The sequence below is a fragment of the Paraburkholderia sp. UCT31 genome, from assembly GCF_014397655.1.
GTDB lineage: Bacteria > Pseudomonadota > Gammaproteobacteria > Burkholderiales > Burkholderiaceae > Paraburkholderia > Paraburkholderia tuberum.
Map to the genome: position 1 here is coordinate 75,440 of NZ_VZQP01000023.1, position 16,780 is coordinate 92,219.

A 16,780-nucleotide genomic window follows, 5' to 3' on the forward strand; every position below is an offset into this window, starting at 1 on the left:
TGGCGTTTTTGCTTTACTTCAGCGGTTCATCGAGCCGCAGCGCTTACCCTGCCGTCGCCGCCGAAGCCGCGACCGGTGCGCTCGCCGCACCGTAGTCGACCGGCGCGTCGGCGGGACGCGGCTGGTCGCCGTTGTGCTCGATCCAGCCGCCGCCGAGCGCCTGGTACAGCGTGACCAGGTTCTGCAGACGTTCCATGCGCGCGGTGACCAGCGCCTGCTGAGCCTCGTACAACGAGGTCTGCGCGGTCAGCACCGAAAGATAGCTGTCGACACCGCTCGTATAACGGAGGGTCGACAGATCCAGCCGGCGCTGCTCGGCCGCGACATCCCGCTCGAGCGCCGCGATCTGCTCGTCGTACGTGCCGCGCGCGGCCAGTCCGTCCGCCACTTCGCGGAAGGCCGTCTGGATCGCCTTTTCATACGTGGCGATCTGCACGTTCTTCTCGATGTTGGCGAGATCGAGGTTGGCCATGTTCTGACCGCCCTCGAAGATCGGCAGCGTGATCGACGGCGCGAAGCTCCACGCCGCCGAACCCGGCTTGAACAGCCCGCCGAGCGTCGGGCTCAGCGTGCCGGCGCTGCCGGTCAGTGTGACCTTCGGGAAGAACGCGGCGCGCGCCGCGCCGATGTTCGCGTTGGCCGCGAGCAGATTTTCCTCGGCCTCCATGATGTCGGGACGGCGCGTCAGCAGATCGGACGGCAGGCCCGCCGGAATATCCGTGAGCAGGCTCTGGTCGCTCAGCGGCAGGCCTGGCGCAAGATCAGCCGGCAACGGCTCGCCGATCAGCAGCACCAGCGCGTTGTCAGCCTGAGCCCGCAAACGCATCTGCGCCTGCAGGTCCGCGCTCGCGGTTTCGACAACCGTTTGCGACTGGCGCAGATCGAGTTCCGAACCGGTGCCGTTGTCGAACTGCAGCTTGGTGATCCGAAACGACTCCTGCGCCGTCTTCAGCGTGTTCTGCGTGACCGTCAGCAGATCGTCCAGTTCGAGCACCGTCATGTACTGGTTCGCCACCTGCGACACCAGCGCGATTTCCGCGGACTTGCGCGCCTGCGCGGTGCCGAGGTACGTGGCCAACGCCTGATCCTTCAGGCTCTGCACGCGCCCGAAGAAGTCGATTTCCCACGACGCGTTCAAGCCCACCGAATACGTGTTGGTAATCGTCGGGCCGTTGGGCAACGCCAGCAGATCGCGCGGCGTGCGCTGCCGGCTTTGCGAAGCCGCGGCGTCGAGCGTCGGGAACAGGCCCGCGCGCACGATACGGTACTGCGCCGCCGACGCCTGCATGTTCAGCACCGACACACGCAGATCACGGTTGTTCTTCAGCGCGATTTCGATCAGCTGCTGCAGACGCGGATCGACGAAGAAGTCGCGCCAGCCGATGTCGGCGGCAGCCAGGCCGTTCGCGCCGCGCGCGCCCTGCGCGCCCGGCTGCTGGTCGTACACGCCGCCCGTCGGGAAAGTCGCCGTCACGGGCGCGGCGGGCCGCTGGTAGTGCGGCGCCAGCGTGCAACCCGTGGCGAGCAGCGCGACCGCCACTGCAATCAAAGAGTGTTTTTGCATCTCAATGCCCATCCTTGCCCGAGCCATTGCCATCCGACCCGTCGGTCGTGCCACCCGGCGCGCCGCCTTGCGGATCGTGCGGATGGTGCTGTTCATAGTGGCGCAGCGCCTCATCCGGGTCTTCCTTCTCACCGCCGAACTTCGCGCGAATCACGACGAAGAACATCGGGATCATGAAGATCGCGAGGAAGGTCGCCGTCAACATGCCGCCGATCACGCCGGTACCGATCGCGTGCTGGCTGGCCGACCCCGCGCCGTTACTGATCGCGAGCGGCAGCACGCCGAGAATGAACGCGAGCGAGGTCATCAGGATCGGACGCAACCGCAGACGCGCCGCTTCGAGCGCGGCTTCGATCGGTCCCATGCCTCCACTCTGCTGCAGTTCTCGCGCGAATTCCACGATCAGAATCGCGTTCTTCGCCGACAGACCCACGGTGGTCAGCAGACCCACCTGGAAGAACACGTCGTTCTCGAGCCCGCGCAGCGTCGCGGCCAGCAGTGCGCCGATCACACCGAGCGGCACCACCATGATCACCGAGAACGGGATCGACCAGCTTTCATACAGCGCCGCGAGACACAGGAACACGACGAGAATCGAGATGCCGTACAGAATTGGCGCCTGCGAACCCGACTGACGCTCTTGCAGCGACAGACCCGTCCACTCGTAGCCGACTCCCGCCGGCAGCTTGGTGACGATCCGTTCCATCGCCGCCATCGCCTGACCGGTCGACTTGCCCGGCGCGGCCGCACCCTGGATTTCCACCGACGAAATACCGTTGTAGCGCTCGAGCTTCGGCGAACCGAAGGTCCACTCGGTGCTCGCGAAGGCCGAGAACGGCACCATCGCGCCCGCGCCGTTGCGCACGAACCAGGCATTCACGTCTTCCGGTTTCATCCGGAACGGTGCGTCGCCCTGCAGGTAGACCTTCTTGATCCGGCCGTCGGTGTCGAGGAAGTTGTTCACATACGCCGAGGCCCATGCGATCGAGAACGTCTGGTCGATCGAGGCGAGCGAAACACCCTGCGCCGAAGCCTTCTCGTGGTCGATGCTCACCTTGAACTGCGGCGTATCGTTCAGGCCGTTCGGACGCACCTGCGCGAGCGTCGGATCTTTCGCCGCCAGACCGAGCAGCATGTTGCGCGCTTCCATCAGCTTCGCGTGACCGATACCCGCGCGGTCCTGCAGCTGGAAGTCGAAGCCCGCCGCGGTGCCGAGTTCAGGAATCGACGGCGGATTGACCGGGAACACCGTCGCGTTCTTGTAGGTGCTGAAGTGCATGTAGAGACGGCCCACCAGCGCTTGCACCTTCTGGTCCGCGTGCTGGCGCTGCGCGTAGTCCTTCATCCGCACGAACACGAGACCCGCGTTCTGGCCACGACCCGCGAAGCTGAAGCCGTTCACCGTGAAGGTCGATTCGACGATCGCCTTCTCCTCGTTCAGCAGGTAGTCCGACACGTCCTTCAGCGCGCGCGCGGTAGTTTCCTGCGTGGAACCCGACGGCGTTTGCACCAGCACGAACATCGTGCCCTGGTCTTCGTCAGGCAGGAACGACTTCGGCAGACGCACGAACAGCAGCCCCACCGCGAAGATCACCACCATGTAGATGATGAGCCAGCGGCCCGAGCGCTTGATCACGTGGTGCACGCCCGAGTGGTACTTGTCGCGGCTCGTGTTGAAGGTACGGTTGAACCAGCCGAAGAAGCCGGTCGCTTTTTCGTGATGACCCTTCGGAATCGGCTTCAGGATCGTCGCGCACAGCGCCGGCGTCAGAATCAACGCGACGAGCACGGACAGCACCATCGCCGCGACGATCGTCAGCGAGAACTGCCGGTAGATCGCGCCGACCGAGCCGCCCGAGAACGCCACCGGCACGAACACCGCCGACAGCACGAGGGCCACGCCGACGAGCGCCCCGGTGATCTGGTCCATCGCCTTGCGGGTTGCATCGCGAGGCGATAAGCCCTCCTCCTGCATCACCCGCTCGACGTTTTCCACCACCACGATCGCGTCGTCCACCAGCAGGCCGATCGCGAGCACGAGACCGAACATCGACAGCGTGTTGATCGAGAAACCGACCACGTTCATGATCGCGAACGTACCGAGCAGCACCACCGGCACCGCGATCGTCGGGATCAGCGTAGCGCGCAGGTTCTGCAGGAACAGGTACATGACGAGGAACACCAGCACGATACCTTCGAGCAGCGTCTTGACCACTTCCTCGATCGACAGGCGCACGAACGGCGTCGTGTCGTACGGGTACTGCACCACCAGGCCGTGCGGGAAGTACTTCGACAGTTCGGCGATCTTCGTGCGCACCGCCTTCGCGGTGGCGAGCGCGTTCGCGCCCGTGGCGAGCTGGATACCGAAGCCCGCCGTCGGCTGACCGTTGTACTTGGTGTCGAAGTTATAGTTTTCGCCGCCGAGCTCGACGCGCGACACGTCGCGCAGACGCACCTGCGAGCCGTCCTGATTCACCTTCAGCAGGATGTCGCCGAACTGCTCGGGGGTATTGAGCAGCGTCGCCTGCGTGATCGTGGCCTGCAACACCTGACCCGGCACCGACGGCGTGCCGCCGAGCGAGCCGCCCGCGACCTGCACGTTCTGCGCCTGCAGCGCGGTTTCGACATCGAGCGGCGTCAGACCGAAGTTATTCAGCTTGTTCGCGTCGAGCCAGATGCGCATCGCGTACTGCGAGCCGAACAGCGTCACCGTGCCCACGCCGTCGATACGGCTGACCGGATCCTGAATGTTCGACGCGACGTAGTTCGCGAGGTCGTACTTGTTCATGCTGCCGTCGGTCGACACGAACGCCATCACCAGCAGGAAGCTGCTGCTCGACTTCGTGACCTTGGTGCCGAGCTGCTGCACCGCTTGCGGCAGCAGCGGCGTGGCGAGCTGCAGCTTGTTTTGCACCTGCACCTGCGCGATGTCAGGGTTGGTGCCGGCCGCGAACGTCAGCGTGATGGTGGCCGTGCCCGTGTCGTCCGAGGTCGACGCGAGGTACAGCAGGTGGTCCAGACCACTCATCTGCTGCTCGATCACCTGCGTAACGGTGTTTTCCACCGTCTTCGCCGAAGCACCCGGATAGGTTGCGCTGATCTGGATGGACGGCGGCGCGATGGTCGGGTATTGCGCGATCGGCAGCGTGAACACCGACGCGAGACCCGCGAGCATCAGGATGATGGCGATCACCCATGCAAAAATCGGGCGATCAATAAAGAACTTTGCCATGAGGCGGGCTCCCTGTTATTACGCGCCCGAAGCGGCGGAGGCAGGCTGAGCCGCGGGTTGACCTGTCTGGGCGCCGTTTGCGGCGGCGTCGGAAGCCGGGTTGCCGGGCAGCTGCGCCGGCACGGGCTTGACCAGCTGGCCGGGATGCGCCTTGTCGGTGCCCTGGACGATCACGCGGTCACCCGCCTTCAGGCCGTCCGAGACCACCCAGTACGAGCCGAAGGTGCCTGAGGTGACGAGCTGACGCAGCTCGACCTTGTTGTCGTTGCCGACGACGAGCGCGGTGGGCTGACCCTTCTGGTCGTGCGTGACGCCGACTTGCGGCACGATCAGCGCGTTCTGGTTGACGCCCTCGTCGATCTTCGCGCGCACGAACATGCCCGGCAGCAGCACGTGGTTCGGGTTCTTGAAGATCGCGCGCACCGTAACCGAACCGGTGCCCTGGTCGACGGTCACGTCGGTGAACTGCAGCTTGCCCTTCTCGGAATAGATGCGGCCGTCTTCCAGCACCAGCGTGACCTGCGCGGCGCCCGGGCCGGTCGTCTTGAGACGCCCTTCCTGGACCTCGCGGCGCAGCTTCAGACCCTCGAGGCTCGATTGCGTGAGGTCGGCGTAGACCGGATCGAGCTGCTGGACCGTGGCCATCAGCGTGGCCGCGCTCTGCTGCACGAAGGCGCCCGGCGTGACCTGCGACACGCCGATCCGGCCGGTCACGGGCGAGGTCACGTCGGTATAGCCGAGGTTGATCTGCGCGGTATCGACCGCGGCCTTGCCCGCGGCGACGTCGGCGGCAGCCTGGCCTTCGGCGGCGACCGCGTTGTCGTAGTCCTGCTTGCTGACCGCGTTCGCCGCGACCAGCACCTTGTAGCGATTGGCCTGCGCGGTGGTCGTCACCAGGTTCGCCTGCGCCTTCGCGAGCGATGCCTTCGCGTTGTTCAACGACGCGATGTACGGCGCCGGATCGATCTTGTACAGACGCTGGCCGGCCTTGACCTCACTACCCTCGGTGAACTCGCGGCGCAGCACGATGCCGTCGACCCGCGCGCGCACCTGCGCGACGAGGAAGGCACTGGTACGGCCGGGAAGTTCGGTGACGACGGGCACGGTCGTCGGCTGGAGGGTGACGACGCCGACTTCGGGCGTCTGTGGCGGCGGGGCAGATTGTTTTGGTCCGCACGCCGCCAGCAAGATGGCAGCCGTCGCGGCACTGATTAAGCGGAATGGAACCCGTTCGACGCGCATGGAGCGACCTCTGTCAAAGACTGAGAAATGAAAAAGTGCGCGCATCCCTACCCCGGGGACGACAGCGCACACAAGCGTCTCGCGACGCTCGACCGGAAGCCCATGGATGCAAACCTGCGCCTGCAGGGCACCCTGCTACGAATGCGCCATACCGGGGAATGCCGCGCAGCGCCGCCGTTTGGTGGCCGCGAAAGCGCTTTCGAAAGGCAACAGTGACGGATATTAACCGCTCGTCACGACTTGGGCTATCCGATCGTGGGGTGCTATTATATATACATTCATGAATGCATGTAAAAGTGCATTCATATCTTCCGAGGCTGGGGTACCGCAGATTCGCGTCGCAATTCGCTTCAGAAGTAGTCAAAGCGTCATCAGACCGACTTAAGACTGTCCGCATAAACCCCAGGATCAGCGCAGGCTACACCAATATGGTCAGAAGAACCAAAGAAGAGGCGCTGGAGACGCGCAACCGGATTCTCGACGCGGCCGAACAGGTCTTCTTCGAGAAGGGTGTATCGCGCACGTCGCTGGCCGATATCGCGCAGGCCGCGGGCGTCACGCGCGGCGCCATTTATTGGCATTTCGCACATAAGAGCGAGCTGTTCACCGAAATGTTCGACCGCGTGCTGCTGCCGCTCGACGAACTGAAGGCGGCGTCGCTCGATCCCAACGAAGCTGATCCGCTCGGACGCCTGATTGAAGTCTGCGTGGTCTGCCTGCGCGACACTGCCAACGATCCGCGCCGCCGCCGCGTGTTCGACATTCTGTTTCTGAAGTGCGAGCTGGTCGAAGATATGGGGCCGGTGATGGAACGGTATCAGAACAATATGCGCGAGGGGCTCGCGAAGATCGAGGGCGGTCTGCGCAATGCGATCTCCAAAGGCCAGATGCCCGCCGACCTCGACACGAAGCTTGCCGCGGCGATGGTCCACGCGTTCGTCGGCGGTTCTTTGCGCGACATGCTGTTTTTGCCCGACGCGACCGACTTCGGCGCGCAAGCGCAGCAGATGGTGGAAGCGATGTTCGACGCCTTGCGCCTGAGTCCGGCGTTGCGCAGGAAGGCGGCGTAGAAGGCGCGCCAGGGTGACGGATTGGAACAGCGGGCGGTTCGGTGAACCGCCCGTTTCTGTTTTTGGACCGGGCCACCGCCCCTGCGCCGGGTTCAGGCAACCGCCCGGCGCGCTCGCGCCGCCTGATTCGACGCATAGATGTTGCCGCGCTCGAGCGGCGCGCCGCTCTTTAGCGCCGCGATCCATTGATCGGTGCTCGCGACCGCCGCGAAGCGCGACTGCAGCACCACGCTGAACACGCGATGAATCTCCTCCGCGCTCGCGAAGCCCGCGCTGTTTTCATACGGCACCGAGCCGGTTGCGTCATGCAGGAACTCGACGGCGAGGCCAGCATGCACCGCGTGGTTGATCGTCGAGGCATCGCAATTGTGGGTCATGTAGCCGGTAACGCTCAGCGTATCGATCTGCCGGGCGGCGAGCCAGTCGGCCAGATCGGTCCCAGCGAATGCGCTCGGCAGCGACTTCTCGACGAAATGATCATGAGCGCGCGAGCTCACGACCGTGTGCAGTTCCGCGCCCGCGCTGCCGCGCGCGAACAGCGGCGCGGTGGCGGGCGCGACGTTCTGCACGATCACGACCGGCACGCTGGCGGCGCGCGCTGCATCGATCGCGCGACCGATGTTGGCGAGCGACGTGCTCACGTCCGGAAATTCGATCGGCAGGTCGCCGCTCACGTATTCGTTCTGCACGTCGATGACGATCAGCGCGCGGCGCGGCGCGGGTGTGCTCATGGCAAGGCTCCTTGTCAGAAAAAGCGGTCGATGGCGCGCGCCCAGCGCGGTGGCCGCGGCGCGAGGGCAATGACGGCATTGTTGCTCCGCTGCCCGCCCGTCGACAGCGGCCCGAATGACAACCTTCGCTAGAATCGGGCCATACTTATGGCTTTCATGAGGCGCCCGGCATGACCACCTTCGCATCTTCCGACGACGTCTCCGATCAGGCGCCGCGCCACGTCGTCGCCGTCGTCGCGTTCGACCACATCAGCCCGTTCCATCTGTCGGTGCCGTGCGTCGTGTTCGGCGAGGACCGTCGCGGCGGCGGTGTTCCCGACTTCGACTTTCGCGTCTGCGCCGCGGAGACGGGCGCGCTCGCGACGACCGCGGGCTTCTCGATCGCGGTCATACACGGACTCGAAGCGCTTGCCGACGCGCAGACGATCATCGTGCCGAGCTGGCGCGATCCCGCCGAAACCCCGCCCGCCGAGCTGCTCGACGCGCTGAGGGCCGCGCATGCGCGCGGCGCGCTGCTCGTCGGCCTGTGCCTCGGCGCTTTCGTGCTGGCCGCCGCGGGCATCCTCGATGGACGGCCCGCTTCGACGCACTGGGCCTGGGCCGACGACTTCGCGCGCCGCTACCCGCGCGTGCGGCTCGACGCCGACGTGCTGTACGTCGACGACGGCAACGTGCTGACCTCGGCCGGCACCGCCGCCGGCCTCGTCTGCTGCCTGCACGTGCTGCGCAAGATCTGCGGCGCGCGGGTGGCGAACCACGTCGCGCGCCGGCTCGTCGTGTCGCCGCATCGCCAGGGCGGCCAGGCGCAATACGTGCAGCAGCCGATGCCGCCGAAGCCGCGCGGCGATCGCCTGTCCGGCCTGCTCGACTGGGTGAGCGGCAACCTGGCCACGCCGCATACGCTCGACACGCTCGCCGCGCGCGCGTTGATGAGCCGCCGCACCTTCACGCGGCGCTTCCGGCTCGCGACCGGCACCACCGTCGGCGCGTGGCTGCTCGCGCAGCGGCTCGCGCGTGCGCAACAGCTGCTGGAAAGCACCGACGAGTCGGTCGAAGCGATCGCGGCGAGCGCCGGATTCGGCTCGGCCGCATCGCTGCGGCAGCATTTCGCGGACGCGTTTCGCACGTCGCCGAGCGCGTGGCGGCGGGAGTTTCGCGGGGATTAGATGAAGGCGGCGGGAGCACCGCTATTTCGTAGTGCGTCACCGGGATTTCGTAGTCGCGCGGGATGTTTGTCGCGCGTTCCATCAGGGGCTGCGCGCGGCTCGCGGCCTCAATGCTCGCTGAACCAGCGCGCGACATACAACAATAGTGCGACCAGAAAGATCATCCCGGCCCACGCCCAGTACGGCACGACATGCTGACCGGGCTCGTGATGCGACCAGCTATGCGACGCGCTCGCCGCGCGCCCCGACAGCGCATGGCTGTGCTCGATGCGCGCTCGCCGCGCGATGCCGCCGAGCGTGATCGGCCGCAAAAACACGTGCTGGCGACGCGGCGCCGTGCCACGCGCGCGGTTCGGCCCTTTGCCGTGCTTGGCGCGCACGACGGCATCGAACTCGGCGAAAAAATCGTCGGCGATCTGACGCAAGGCGTTCTCGAGCTGGCGCGTCGGCAACTCGGCGAGCGGTCCCGACGACGTCGCCCACAGTGTGTAGTCGATGCGCGTGCCGCGCTCCCGCCCCTCGTCCGCGCGCAAACGCACTTCGATCTGACCGCGCAACGCGCCGATGCCCTCGGCCAGGGCCTTGAAGTTGATGGTGCGGCGCTGCGCGTCCGCCGGGCCGGAATCCTGGCCGGCGACGTGCGCGCGCGCCTGATAATGCGCGCGCAACGGGCCGAGTGGCACGGTCATCGTCAGCGCGTATTCGCCGTGGGCGAGACGCACGAACGACTCGCAGTTGTCGAGGCTGGCACGCAACAGCGCAAGGTCCTGCAACGCGTCCCAGACCTCGGACGGCGCCAGCGGAATCCGTAACGCGTCGTTCAGTTCCATGACAACCTCCCCGATGAACGCGCCGACTGCGGGATCAGGACGTCTGATCGATGCGGTCGACGCGCGATGCGTAAAAAGCGAGATAGCCCTTGATGCGACTGACCTGCTCGAACGGCGCCTCGTAGCACCACACCGCGTTCTCGATCACGCCATCTTCGGTGCGCAGATGGAAGTACGACGCGTCGCCCTTGAACGGGCAATGCGACGTGTGCGTCGAGCGTTCGAGCCGGGCCATGTTCACGTGCTCGCGCGGGAAATAGAACACGTCGGCGAGGCCGGTCTCCGATAGCGTCAGCGCGGCCTGGGTGTCGGCCATCGTCACGCCGCCGTGAATCACGCGCACGCGGTGACCATTGTCGCGGATCACGATGGTATGGCCGTCCAGCCGTCCCGCAGATGTCGACGCATCGCTCATGTCCAGGCTCCGTGATGGGGTGGGTGCTGCACTGCCGGCTGTTGCCGCCGGAACGGCAAAGCCACGGGAGCTGCCCGTGGCTTCATTATCGGCCAAACTTCGGCCGATTGCGCAAGCTTGCTGCGCGGCGGCGGACCGATCGACCCGTTACTTCGCGTTCCAGATGAACGCGGATTTGACGTTGCCGTGCGCCGGCACGCTAACCGAGCGGGTTTGCTCGCTGTCGTTGTATTTCGCGTGCACCGTATAGCGGCCGGGGCTCAAGCGCACCAGCATGAACGGTCCGCGCGACGTCGTGTTCAGCACTTCGCCGTTATGGGCATCGACGATACGCACGTGCACATCCGCGAGAAACTCGGCGTTGGGTCCGGTGAAGCGCAGCGTCAGTGGCCACTGGCTTTGCGCTTGTCGCAACGCCCGCGATTCGTCGAGGCCGACGCCGCCCGACACGTACGACACGTCGCCCTGCTGCTGGACTTGCGGCAGACCGTCGCCGTTGGTGTTGCCCGCGCTGGTGTTGTCGGTCGTCGAGCCACCGGTCGCGCCCGCCTGCTGCGCGTATGCACCGCCCGCCAGTCCGAACGCGAGCGCCGCGCACAGCGCGACGGCTACGATCCTTTGCTGATTGCGTTGGGTTTTCATCGGTTCGCTCTCCTTGTTGCAGTCCTTGCCCAATCCCCGAACAGGCCCAAATCAAGGTCGAAGCAACCTGCGTGCCAACCATCCGGTTGCGTCGACTGGACATGCGCGACCGTGACAACAAGCCGCGTGGCGCGTTTCGCCCTGCCCGCGCTGCTCGCCGTAGCACGGTGCGGACAGGCGAAAAAAAACCGGTCCTTGCAGTAAATGCAAAGGACCGGCAATCGCTACTACAGCTCAAACTGGGGTGGGCGATCCGTTCGAACCGCCCGGATACTGGATCAGCCGAGATCTACGGGCACGAAAATCTGCGCGTTATCCCGCTGGATCAGCAGCGCAATGCTGTTGCCTGCGCCCGAAATCATCTGCTTCAGCTGATCGATGTTCGTGACCGGACGGCCATTGACCGCGAGAATCACGTCGCCCGCCTGGATGCCGGCGCTCGCCGCCGCGCCGCCTGCCTGCTGTACGAGCAGACCGTGCGACACCGACGCGCTGCTCTTCTCTTCCGGCGTCAACGGCCGCACAGCGACGCCGAGACGGCCTTGCAACTGGGTCTGCTGATCGGTCTTGTTCGCCGACGCAACCTTTGCGTCCGAGAACGAGCCGATCGTCACCTTCACGTCCTTGCTGGCCTTATCGCGCCACACTTTCAGCGTCGCCGAGCTGCCCGGCGCGAGACCTGCGATCTTCGCCGGCAGATCCGTCGAATCGCTCACTTCGTCGCCATTCACCGACAGGATCACGTCGCCCGGCTGCAAGCCAGCCTTGGCCGCCGGCCCGTTGGCGTCGACCGAGCTGACCAGCGCGCCTTGCGGCTTCTGCATGCCGAACGACTCGGCGAGCGTCTGGTTCAAGCCCTGTACTGCGACGCCGAGGCGGCCGCGGCTCACGTGACCGGTCTTGACGAGATCGTCTTTGACCTTGATCGCCTCGTTGATCGGGATCGCGAACGACAGGCCCTGGAAGCCGCCCGTCTGCGAGTAGATCATCGAGTTGATGCCGATCACTTCGCCTTGCAGATTAAAGAGTGGACCGCCCGAGTTGCCAGGGTTCACCGGCACATCGGTCTGGATGAACGGCGTGTAGTTCTCATTGGGCAGCGAACGCGACTTCGCGCTGATGATGCCCGAGGTCACGGTGTTGTCGAAGCCGTACGGTGAGCCGATCGCGACGACCCACTGACCAACCTTGCTTTGGCGCGGATCGCCAATCTTCACCGTCGGCAGATCGCTCGCGTTGATCTTCAGCACGGCGACGTCGGACTGCTTGTCGGCGCCGACCACCTTCGCCTTGAACTCGCGCTTGTCGGTGAGCTTCACGGTGACGACGTTCGCGCCATCGACCACGTGCGCGTTCGTCAGAATGTAGCCGTCATTGCTGATGATGAAGCCCGAGCCGAGGCTCGTGCTCGGCTGGTCGGGCGCGTCTCCGCCATCGCCGCCCTGCATGCCGGGCACGCCGCCGAAGAACCGCTTGTAGAACTGATAGAACGGATCGTTCGGATCGATCGGCAGCTGGTTGCCGTTGAGGTTGCCGCCATTACCACGCATCGCGGTTTGCTTGACCACGTGCTTCGCGCTGATGTTGACGACGGCCGGACCGTAAGTCTCGACGAGACCGGAGAAATCGGGGATACCGGTTTTGGCGGCTGCTTCGGCTGGCATCATCGCGGCGGCTTGCGCCGGCGAGATGATCTGCGGTGCTGGCACGTCGCGATGGCCCGCCACATAGCCGGCTGAAAGCGCAGCGGCCACAGCTACCGCAACGGCGCCGCGGGACAAGGTTTTCGCGTTCATCTTGAGCTCCTGACTGGACAAAGTGACTTTGGATGTCGAGGAGCGTAAGGGGCATCACTTAAAAGAGTCTTAAGCAGCGCCAGATCATGGGAACCTTATCGGACCGGCCGCTACGGACCGCCGCGCCAGCATCAACGCCGGCGTTGGCCGAACAGTAAATCACCATGATCAGAAGCGTACGATGACCTGCAAACCACCGGCCGGCGAGTCGTCGAGCGACACTTGCGCATGATGTTGGGTGGCGATCCGACGCACGATCGCGAGACCGAGGCCGCTGCCCGCCACGTCGGTGCGCGCGCGATTCGCGCCCGCTCCCGCGCGATAGAACCGGTCGAACACGCGCTCGCGATCGGCGGGATCGATACCGGGGCCGCTATCGGCGATCCGCACGACCGGATGGCCGTCCTCGACACGCAGGCTGACGTCGACGCGGCCGCCACGCGGCGTGTACTTGGTCGCGTTGTCGACGAGGTTGTTGAACATCACGCGCAGCGCTTCGGCGTCGCCGGTCACGCTGGCGGCCTCGCTCGCCTCGATGCCGAGGTCGACGCCGCGATTCATTGCGAGCGGCGCGTAGGTCGCGACGCACTCCTGCAGCAGCTCGCGCAGATCGAGCATCACTGCGCCGGCGGCGCCGTCCGGCTCGGCGCGCGCGAGCGCGAGCAGTTGCTCGGCGAGGCGCGTCGCGCGCGTGACACCCGCCTGCAGATCGGCGAGCGCCTCGCTGCGGGCTGTGTCGTCCTTCGCGCGCGCGACCAGTTGCGCCTGAATCTGTACCGCGGCAAGCGGCGTGCGCAATTCGTGCGCGGCATCGGCGACGAACGCCTTCTGGATATCGAGCGCGGTCGCGAGCCGCTGCAGCAGCCCGTTCAGCGCACGCACGAGCGGCCGCACTTCGAGCGGCAGGCGCTGATCAGGCAATGGATCCAGCGCTTCGGGATGACGGGTGTCGAGCGCGCTCGTCACGCGCCGCAGCGGCCGCAGCCCACGACCGACGATCACCCATACCGCGAGTCCGAGCAGCGGCAGCAGCACGATCAGCGGCCACAGCGTGCGCAGCGCGACATCGGCGGCGAGCCGGTTGCGCACCGACAGCGGCTGCGCGAGCTGCACGACGTTGTCGCCGACGATCGCGCCATATACGCGCCATTCGCCGCGGTCGGTGCGCTCGGTCGAAAAACCGAGTTCGGCGCGCGGCGCGAGCGGCGCACGCGGCCGCGAGTAATACATCAGCATGCCGTTGCGGTTCCAGATCTGCAGCACGATGCCCTCGTCGCCGGTATCGCGGCCGAGCACCTGCGAGAACGGTTCCGCCGGCAGCGCCGCGGCGATCTGCTCGAGCTGGTAGTCGAACAGCTCGTTCGCTTCGGCGAGTGCCTGCCGGTAGATCAGCCAGCCCGCGATGCCGACGCCGAGCAGCACGAGCGCGAGCAGCCAGAACAACAGTTGTCGGCGAATCGAGCGCATCGGCTCAGGCGTCCTTCGCGATCATGTAGCCAAGCCCGCGGACGTTGCGGATCAGATCGGCGCCGAGCTTCTTGCGCAGCGCGTGGATATAGACCTCGACGGTATTGCTGCCGATCTCCTCGCCCCAGCCATACATCTTTTCCTCTAGCTGGCTCTTGGACAGCACCGCGCCGGGTCGCGCGAGCAGCGCCTCGAGCAGCGCGAATTCGCGCGCAGATAGCGCGACCAGGGCGCCATCGAGCGTCACCTGGTGCGACGCGGGATCGAGGGTCAAATTGCCGTGGCGAATCGTCGAATCGCTGCGGCCGGACTGGCGTCGGATCAACGCGCGCATCCGCGCACCGAGCTCGTCGAGATCGAAAGGTTTGACAAGGTAATCGTCAGCGCCGGCGTCGAGGCCCTTGACACGATCGGCGACCGCGTCGCGCGCGGTGACGATCAGCACCGGCAGCGCATGGCCGCGCGCACGCAGTGCGCGCAGCACCTCGAGACCGTCGCGCTTGGGCAGACCGAGGTCGAGCAACGCGAGGTCGTAAGGCTGGGACGCCGCCGCGCGCAGCGCCGCTTCGCCGTCCTCGACCCAATCGACGGCGAAGCCTTCGCCGCGCAGCGCCTTGCGCACGCCTTCGGCGATCATCCGGTCATCTTCGACTAGCAGGATGCGCATGGTTGTCCGTTCCAAAACATTCGATGATGCCGCATTCTAGCGCCCGCTTCCGACCCGTGCGGCGTGTGGCGCTTTTTTCACCGCAGCCTCGCGGGATGTCACTACAATGGGCGCTTTGCGTCGCGCGACGGCCGGTAGACCGCGGCGCGCTACCGCGCCGTCAAGGCGCCCAGCTTGCCGTTCCATCGTCCCTCGCACGCCGACCTTGAAATCCTGCTCGTCCGTTTGCCCGTTCACCCATTCATGACGCACGCTTTTCTGTCTTCCGTCGCACGCCGTATGGCGCTGCACTCGCGCCGTATGTTCGATCGCGCAGCCTTCATGCCTAACCGCGTCGTGCCGCGCGCAGCCGTCTGGCTCTGCGCCGCCGCGCTCGGCGCAGGCACGCTGCTGCCGCTGACCGCGGAGGCACGCGTCAAGGCCACGCATCCGAGCGTCAACGTCACGACGGTACTGCCGCAGCCGGTGATGGTCGGTCTGCAGCGCGCGCACGTGCCGTTGTCGTCGATCAGCGTGGTCGTCGAAAAGGTCGGCGATCGCACGCCGATCCTCGCGCTGAACGCCGGCAAGCCGATGATGCCCGCCTCGACCATGAAGCTCGTCACCACCTACTCAGGCCTGTCGATCCTCGGTCCCGGTTACCGCTGGCGCACCAGCGCGTACGCGGACGGCCCGCTCGACGCGAGCGGCGTGCTGCACGGCAATCTGTACATCCAGGGCACCGGCGACCCGAAGCTCGTGCCCGAAGAACTGATCGACCTCGTGCAGAAGATTCACAAGGCGGGCATCAACGGTATCGACGGCGCGCTGGTGCTCGACAAGCGCTACTTCGATCCGTCGACTCGCGACCTGCCCGCGTTCGACGACGACGTGAACGCGCCGTACAACGTCGGCCCCGATCCGCTGCTGTACGCGTTCAAATCGCTGTCGTTCACGCTGACGCCGTCGCCCGACGGCACGGTGGCGATCGACGTGCTGCCCGCGCTCGCGCAACTGCGCATCGACAACCAGCTGCGTGCGACGAGCGGCCCATGCCGGGGCGAGTTGCCGACGCCGACCGTCACGCCGGAGCCTGACGGCACGCTCGTCGCGTCGTTCATCGGCGACTTTCCGGTGCGCTGCGACGCGCGCACGATCAACGTCGCCGTGCTCGATCACTCGACGTTCTTCGCGCGCGGCTTTCTCGCGCTGTGGCAGCAAACCGGCGGCACATTCACGGGCGCGACCCGCGAAGGCGCGGTGCCCGCCGGCGCGAAGCTCGTCGCCAGGCACGAGGGGCCGATGCTGTCGGACATCGTTCGCGACATCAACAAGTTCAGCAACAACACGATGGCGCGCAACCTGTTCCTGACAATCGGCGCCGCCGAAGAAAGGCCGCCCGCCACGCCCGCGAAAGCCGCGCACGCGGTCGAAGCTTTCCTGACGCGCGACAGCCTGAACACCGAATACCTGTCGCTCGATAACGGCTCGGGCCTGTCGCGCGACGAACACATCACCGCGCTCGCGCTCGCCGATGTTCTGCAACGCGCGAACGCGAGCCCAGTCGCGCAGGTGTTCGTCGACTCGCTGCCGATCGCCGGTGTCGACGGCACGATGCGCAACCGCCTGACCAGCCAGGGCGCGGGCGGCAACGCGCACATCAAGACCGGCACGCTGCGCGACGTACGCGCGATCGCCGGCTACGTCGCGTCGGCCGACGGCAACAGCTATGTCGTCGTCAGCCTGATCAACGATCCGCATTCGGAAGCGGCGCGCGCCGCGCACGACGCGCTGCTCGAATGGGTGTACGAAGGCCCGTCGCAGGGCTTCACGAAGGTTTCCGCGCCCATCGAGGAAGCGCGCGAGAAGCCCAGGAAAAACCCGCGCAAGCGCGGCAGCCACTGAGTATTCCTTCTAGCGATGCCGCGCGCGGCAAGCTCCTAACCGTGTACGCTGTCGGGCAGCATGCGGCGCGCGAC

13 protein-coding genes are annotated in these 16,780 nt (G+C 66.0%); 3 read left to right on the forward strand and 10 right to left on the reverse strand.

Going from position 1 to position 16,780, the window contains the following annotated elements:
* Window positions 1–43: 43 nt before the first annotated feature.
* Genes F6X40_RS20540 through F6X40_RS20550 form a run of 3 tightly spaced genes read right to left on the reverse strand, consistent with a single transcriptional unit; the run spans window position 44 to window position 6,038 of the window.
* On the reverse strand, window positions 44–1,564 hold the full coding sequence (locus tag F6X40_RS20540) for an efflux transporter outer membrane subunit (protein WP_187629021.1): 1,521 nt from the start codon (window positions 1,562–1,564) through the stop codon (window positions 44–46).
* Between the two features lies 1 nt (window position 1,565).
* Complete coding sequence (locus F6X40_RS20545; RefSeq protein WP_187629022.1) at window positions 1,566–4,796, reverse strand: efflux RND transporter permease subunit; 3,231 nt, start codon at window positions 4,794–4,796, stop codon at window positions 1,566–1,568.
* An 18-nt stretch (window positions 4,797–4,814) separates the two neighbouring features.
* Window positions 4,815–6,038, reverse strand: a complete 1,224-nt coding sequence (locus tag F6X40_RS20550; RefSeq protein ID WP_187629023.1) for an efflux RND transporter periplasmic adaptor subunit — start codon at window positions 6,036–6,038, stop codon at window positions 4,815–4,817.
* Window positions 6,039–6,466: 428 nt separating this feature from the next.
* Here F6X40_RS20550 and F6X40_RS20555 point away from each other — a divergent pair, with 428 nt between their 5' ends.
* Window positions 6,467–7,108: a TetR family transcriptional regulator gene (locus F6X40_RS20555; RefSeq protein ID WP_184066498.1), complete on the forward strand. Its 642-nt coding sequence runs from the start codon at window positions 6,467–6,469 to the stop codon at window positions 7,106–7,108.
* Between the two features lie 92 nt (window positions 7,109–7,200).
* Here F6X40_RS20555 and F6X40_RS20560 read toward each other — a convergent pair whose 3' ends face one another.
* Window positions 7,201–7,839 (reverse strand): cysteine hydrolase family protein, encoded by a 639-nt coding sequence (locus F6X40_RS20560; RefSeq protein ID WP_187629024.1) that lies wholly within the window; start codon window positions 7,837–7,839, stop codon window positions 7,201–7,203.
* Window positions 7,840–8,009: 170 nt separating this feature from the next.
* Between F6X40_RS20560 and F6X40_RS20565 the strand changes: the two genes are divergently transcribed.
* On the forward strand, window positions 8,010–9,005 hold the full coding sequence (locus F6X40_RS20565; protein ID WP_187629025.1) for a helix-turn-helix domain-containing protein: 996 nt from the start codon (window positions 8,010–8,012) through the stop codon (window positions 9,003–9,005).
* 107 nt (window positions 9,006–9,112) lie between these two features.
* Here F6X40_RS20565 and F6X40_RS20570 read toward each other — a convergent pair whose 3' ends face one another.
* The 6 genes from F6X40_RS20570 to F6X40_RS20595 all read right to left on the reverse strand — a co-directional run bounded on the left by F6X40_RS20570 (window position 9,113) and on the right by F6X40_RS20595 (window position 14,822).
* Window positions 9,113–9,835, reverse strand: coding sequence for a CoxG family protein (locus F6X40_RS20570; protein ID WP_184066506.1), 723 nt, complete (start codon window positions 9,833–9,835; stop codon window positions 9,113–9,115).
* A 34-nt stretch (window positions 9,836–9,869) separates the two neighbouring features.
* Window positions 9,870–10,250 carry a DUF427 domain-containing protein gene (locus F6X40_RS20575; RefSeq protein ID WP_184023015.1) on the reverse strand — a complete coding sequence of 127 codons (381 nt, stop codon included), beginning with the start codon at window positions 10,248–10,250 and terminating at the stop codon, window positions 9,870–9,872.
* A 147-nt stretch (window positions 10,251–10,397) separates the two neighbouring features.
* Entirely contained in the window at window positions 10,398–10,892 is a 495-nt protein-coding gene (locus F6X40_RS20580; protein ID WP_187629026.1) for a carboxypeptidase regulatory-like domain-containing protein, read from the reverse strand.
* Between the two features lie 278 nt (window positions 10,893–11,170).
* Window positions 11,171–12,688: a DegQ family serine endoprotease gene (locus F6X40_RS20585; protein WP_187629027.1), complete on the reverse strand. Its 1,518-nt coding sequence runs from the start codon at window positions 12,686–12,688 to the stop codon at window positions 11,171–11,173.
* A gap of 168 nt (window positions 12,689–12,856) precedes the next feature.
* Window positions 12,857–14,155, reverse strand: a complete 1,299-nt coding sequence (locus F6X40_RS20590; protein ID WP_187616399.1) for an ATP-binding protein — start codon at window positions 14,153–14,155, stop codon at window positions 12,857–12,859.
* A gap of 4 nt (window positions 14,156–14,159) precedes the next feature.
* Window positions 14,160–14,822, reverse strand: a complete 663-nt coding sequence (locus tag F6X40_RS20595; RefSeq protein ID WP_184066517.1) for a response regulator — start codon at window positions 14,820–14,822, stop codon at window positions 14,160–14,162.
* Window positions 14,823–15,143: 321 nt separating this feature from the next.
* Between F6X40_RS20595 and dacB the strand changes: the two genes are divergently transcribed.
* The gene (dacB, locus tag F6X40_RS20600) at window positions 15,144–16,706 is read left to right on the forward strand and encodes a D-alanyl-D-alanine carboxypeptidase/D-alanyl-D-alanine-endopeptidase (protein WP_409340018.1); all 1,563 of its coding nucleotides are present in this window, start codon (window positions 15,144–15,146) and stop codon (window positions 16,704–16,706) included.
* The last annotated feature ends 74 nt before the right edge of the window (window positions 16,707–16,780 follow it).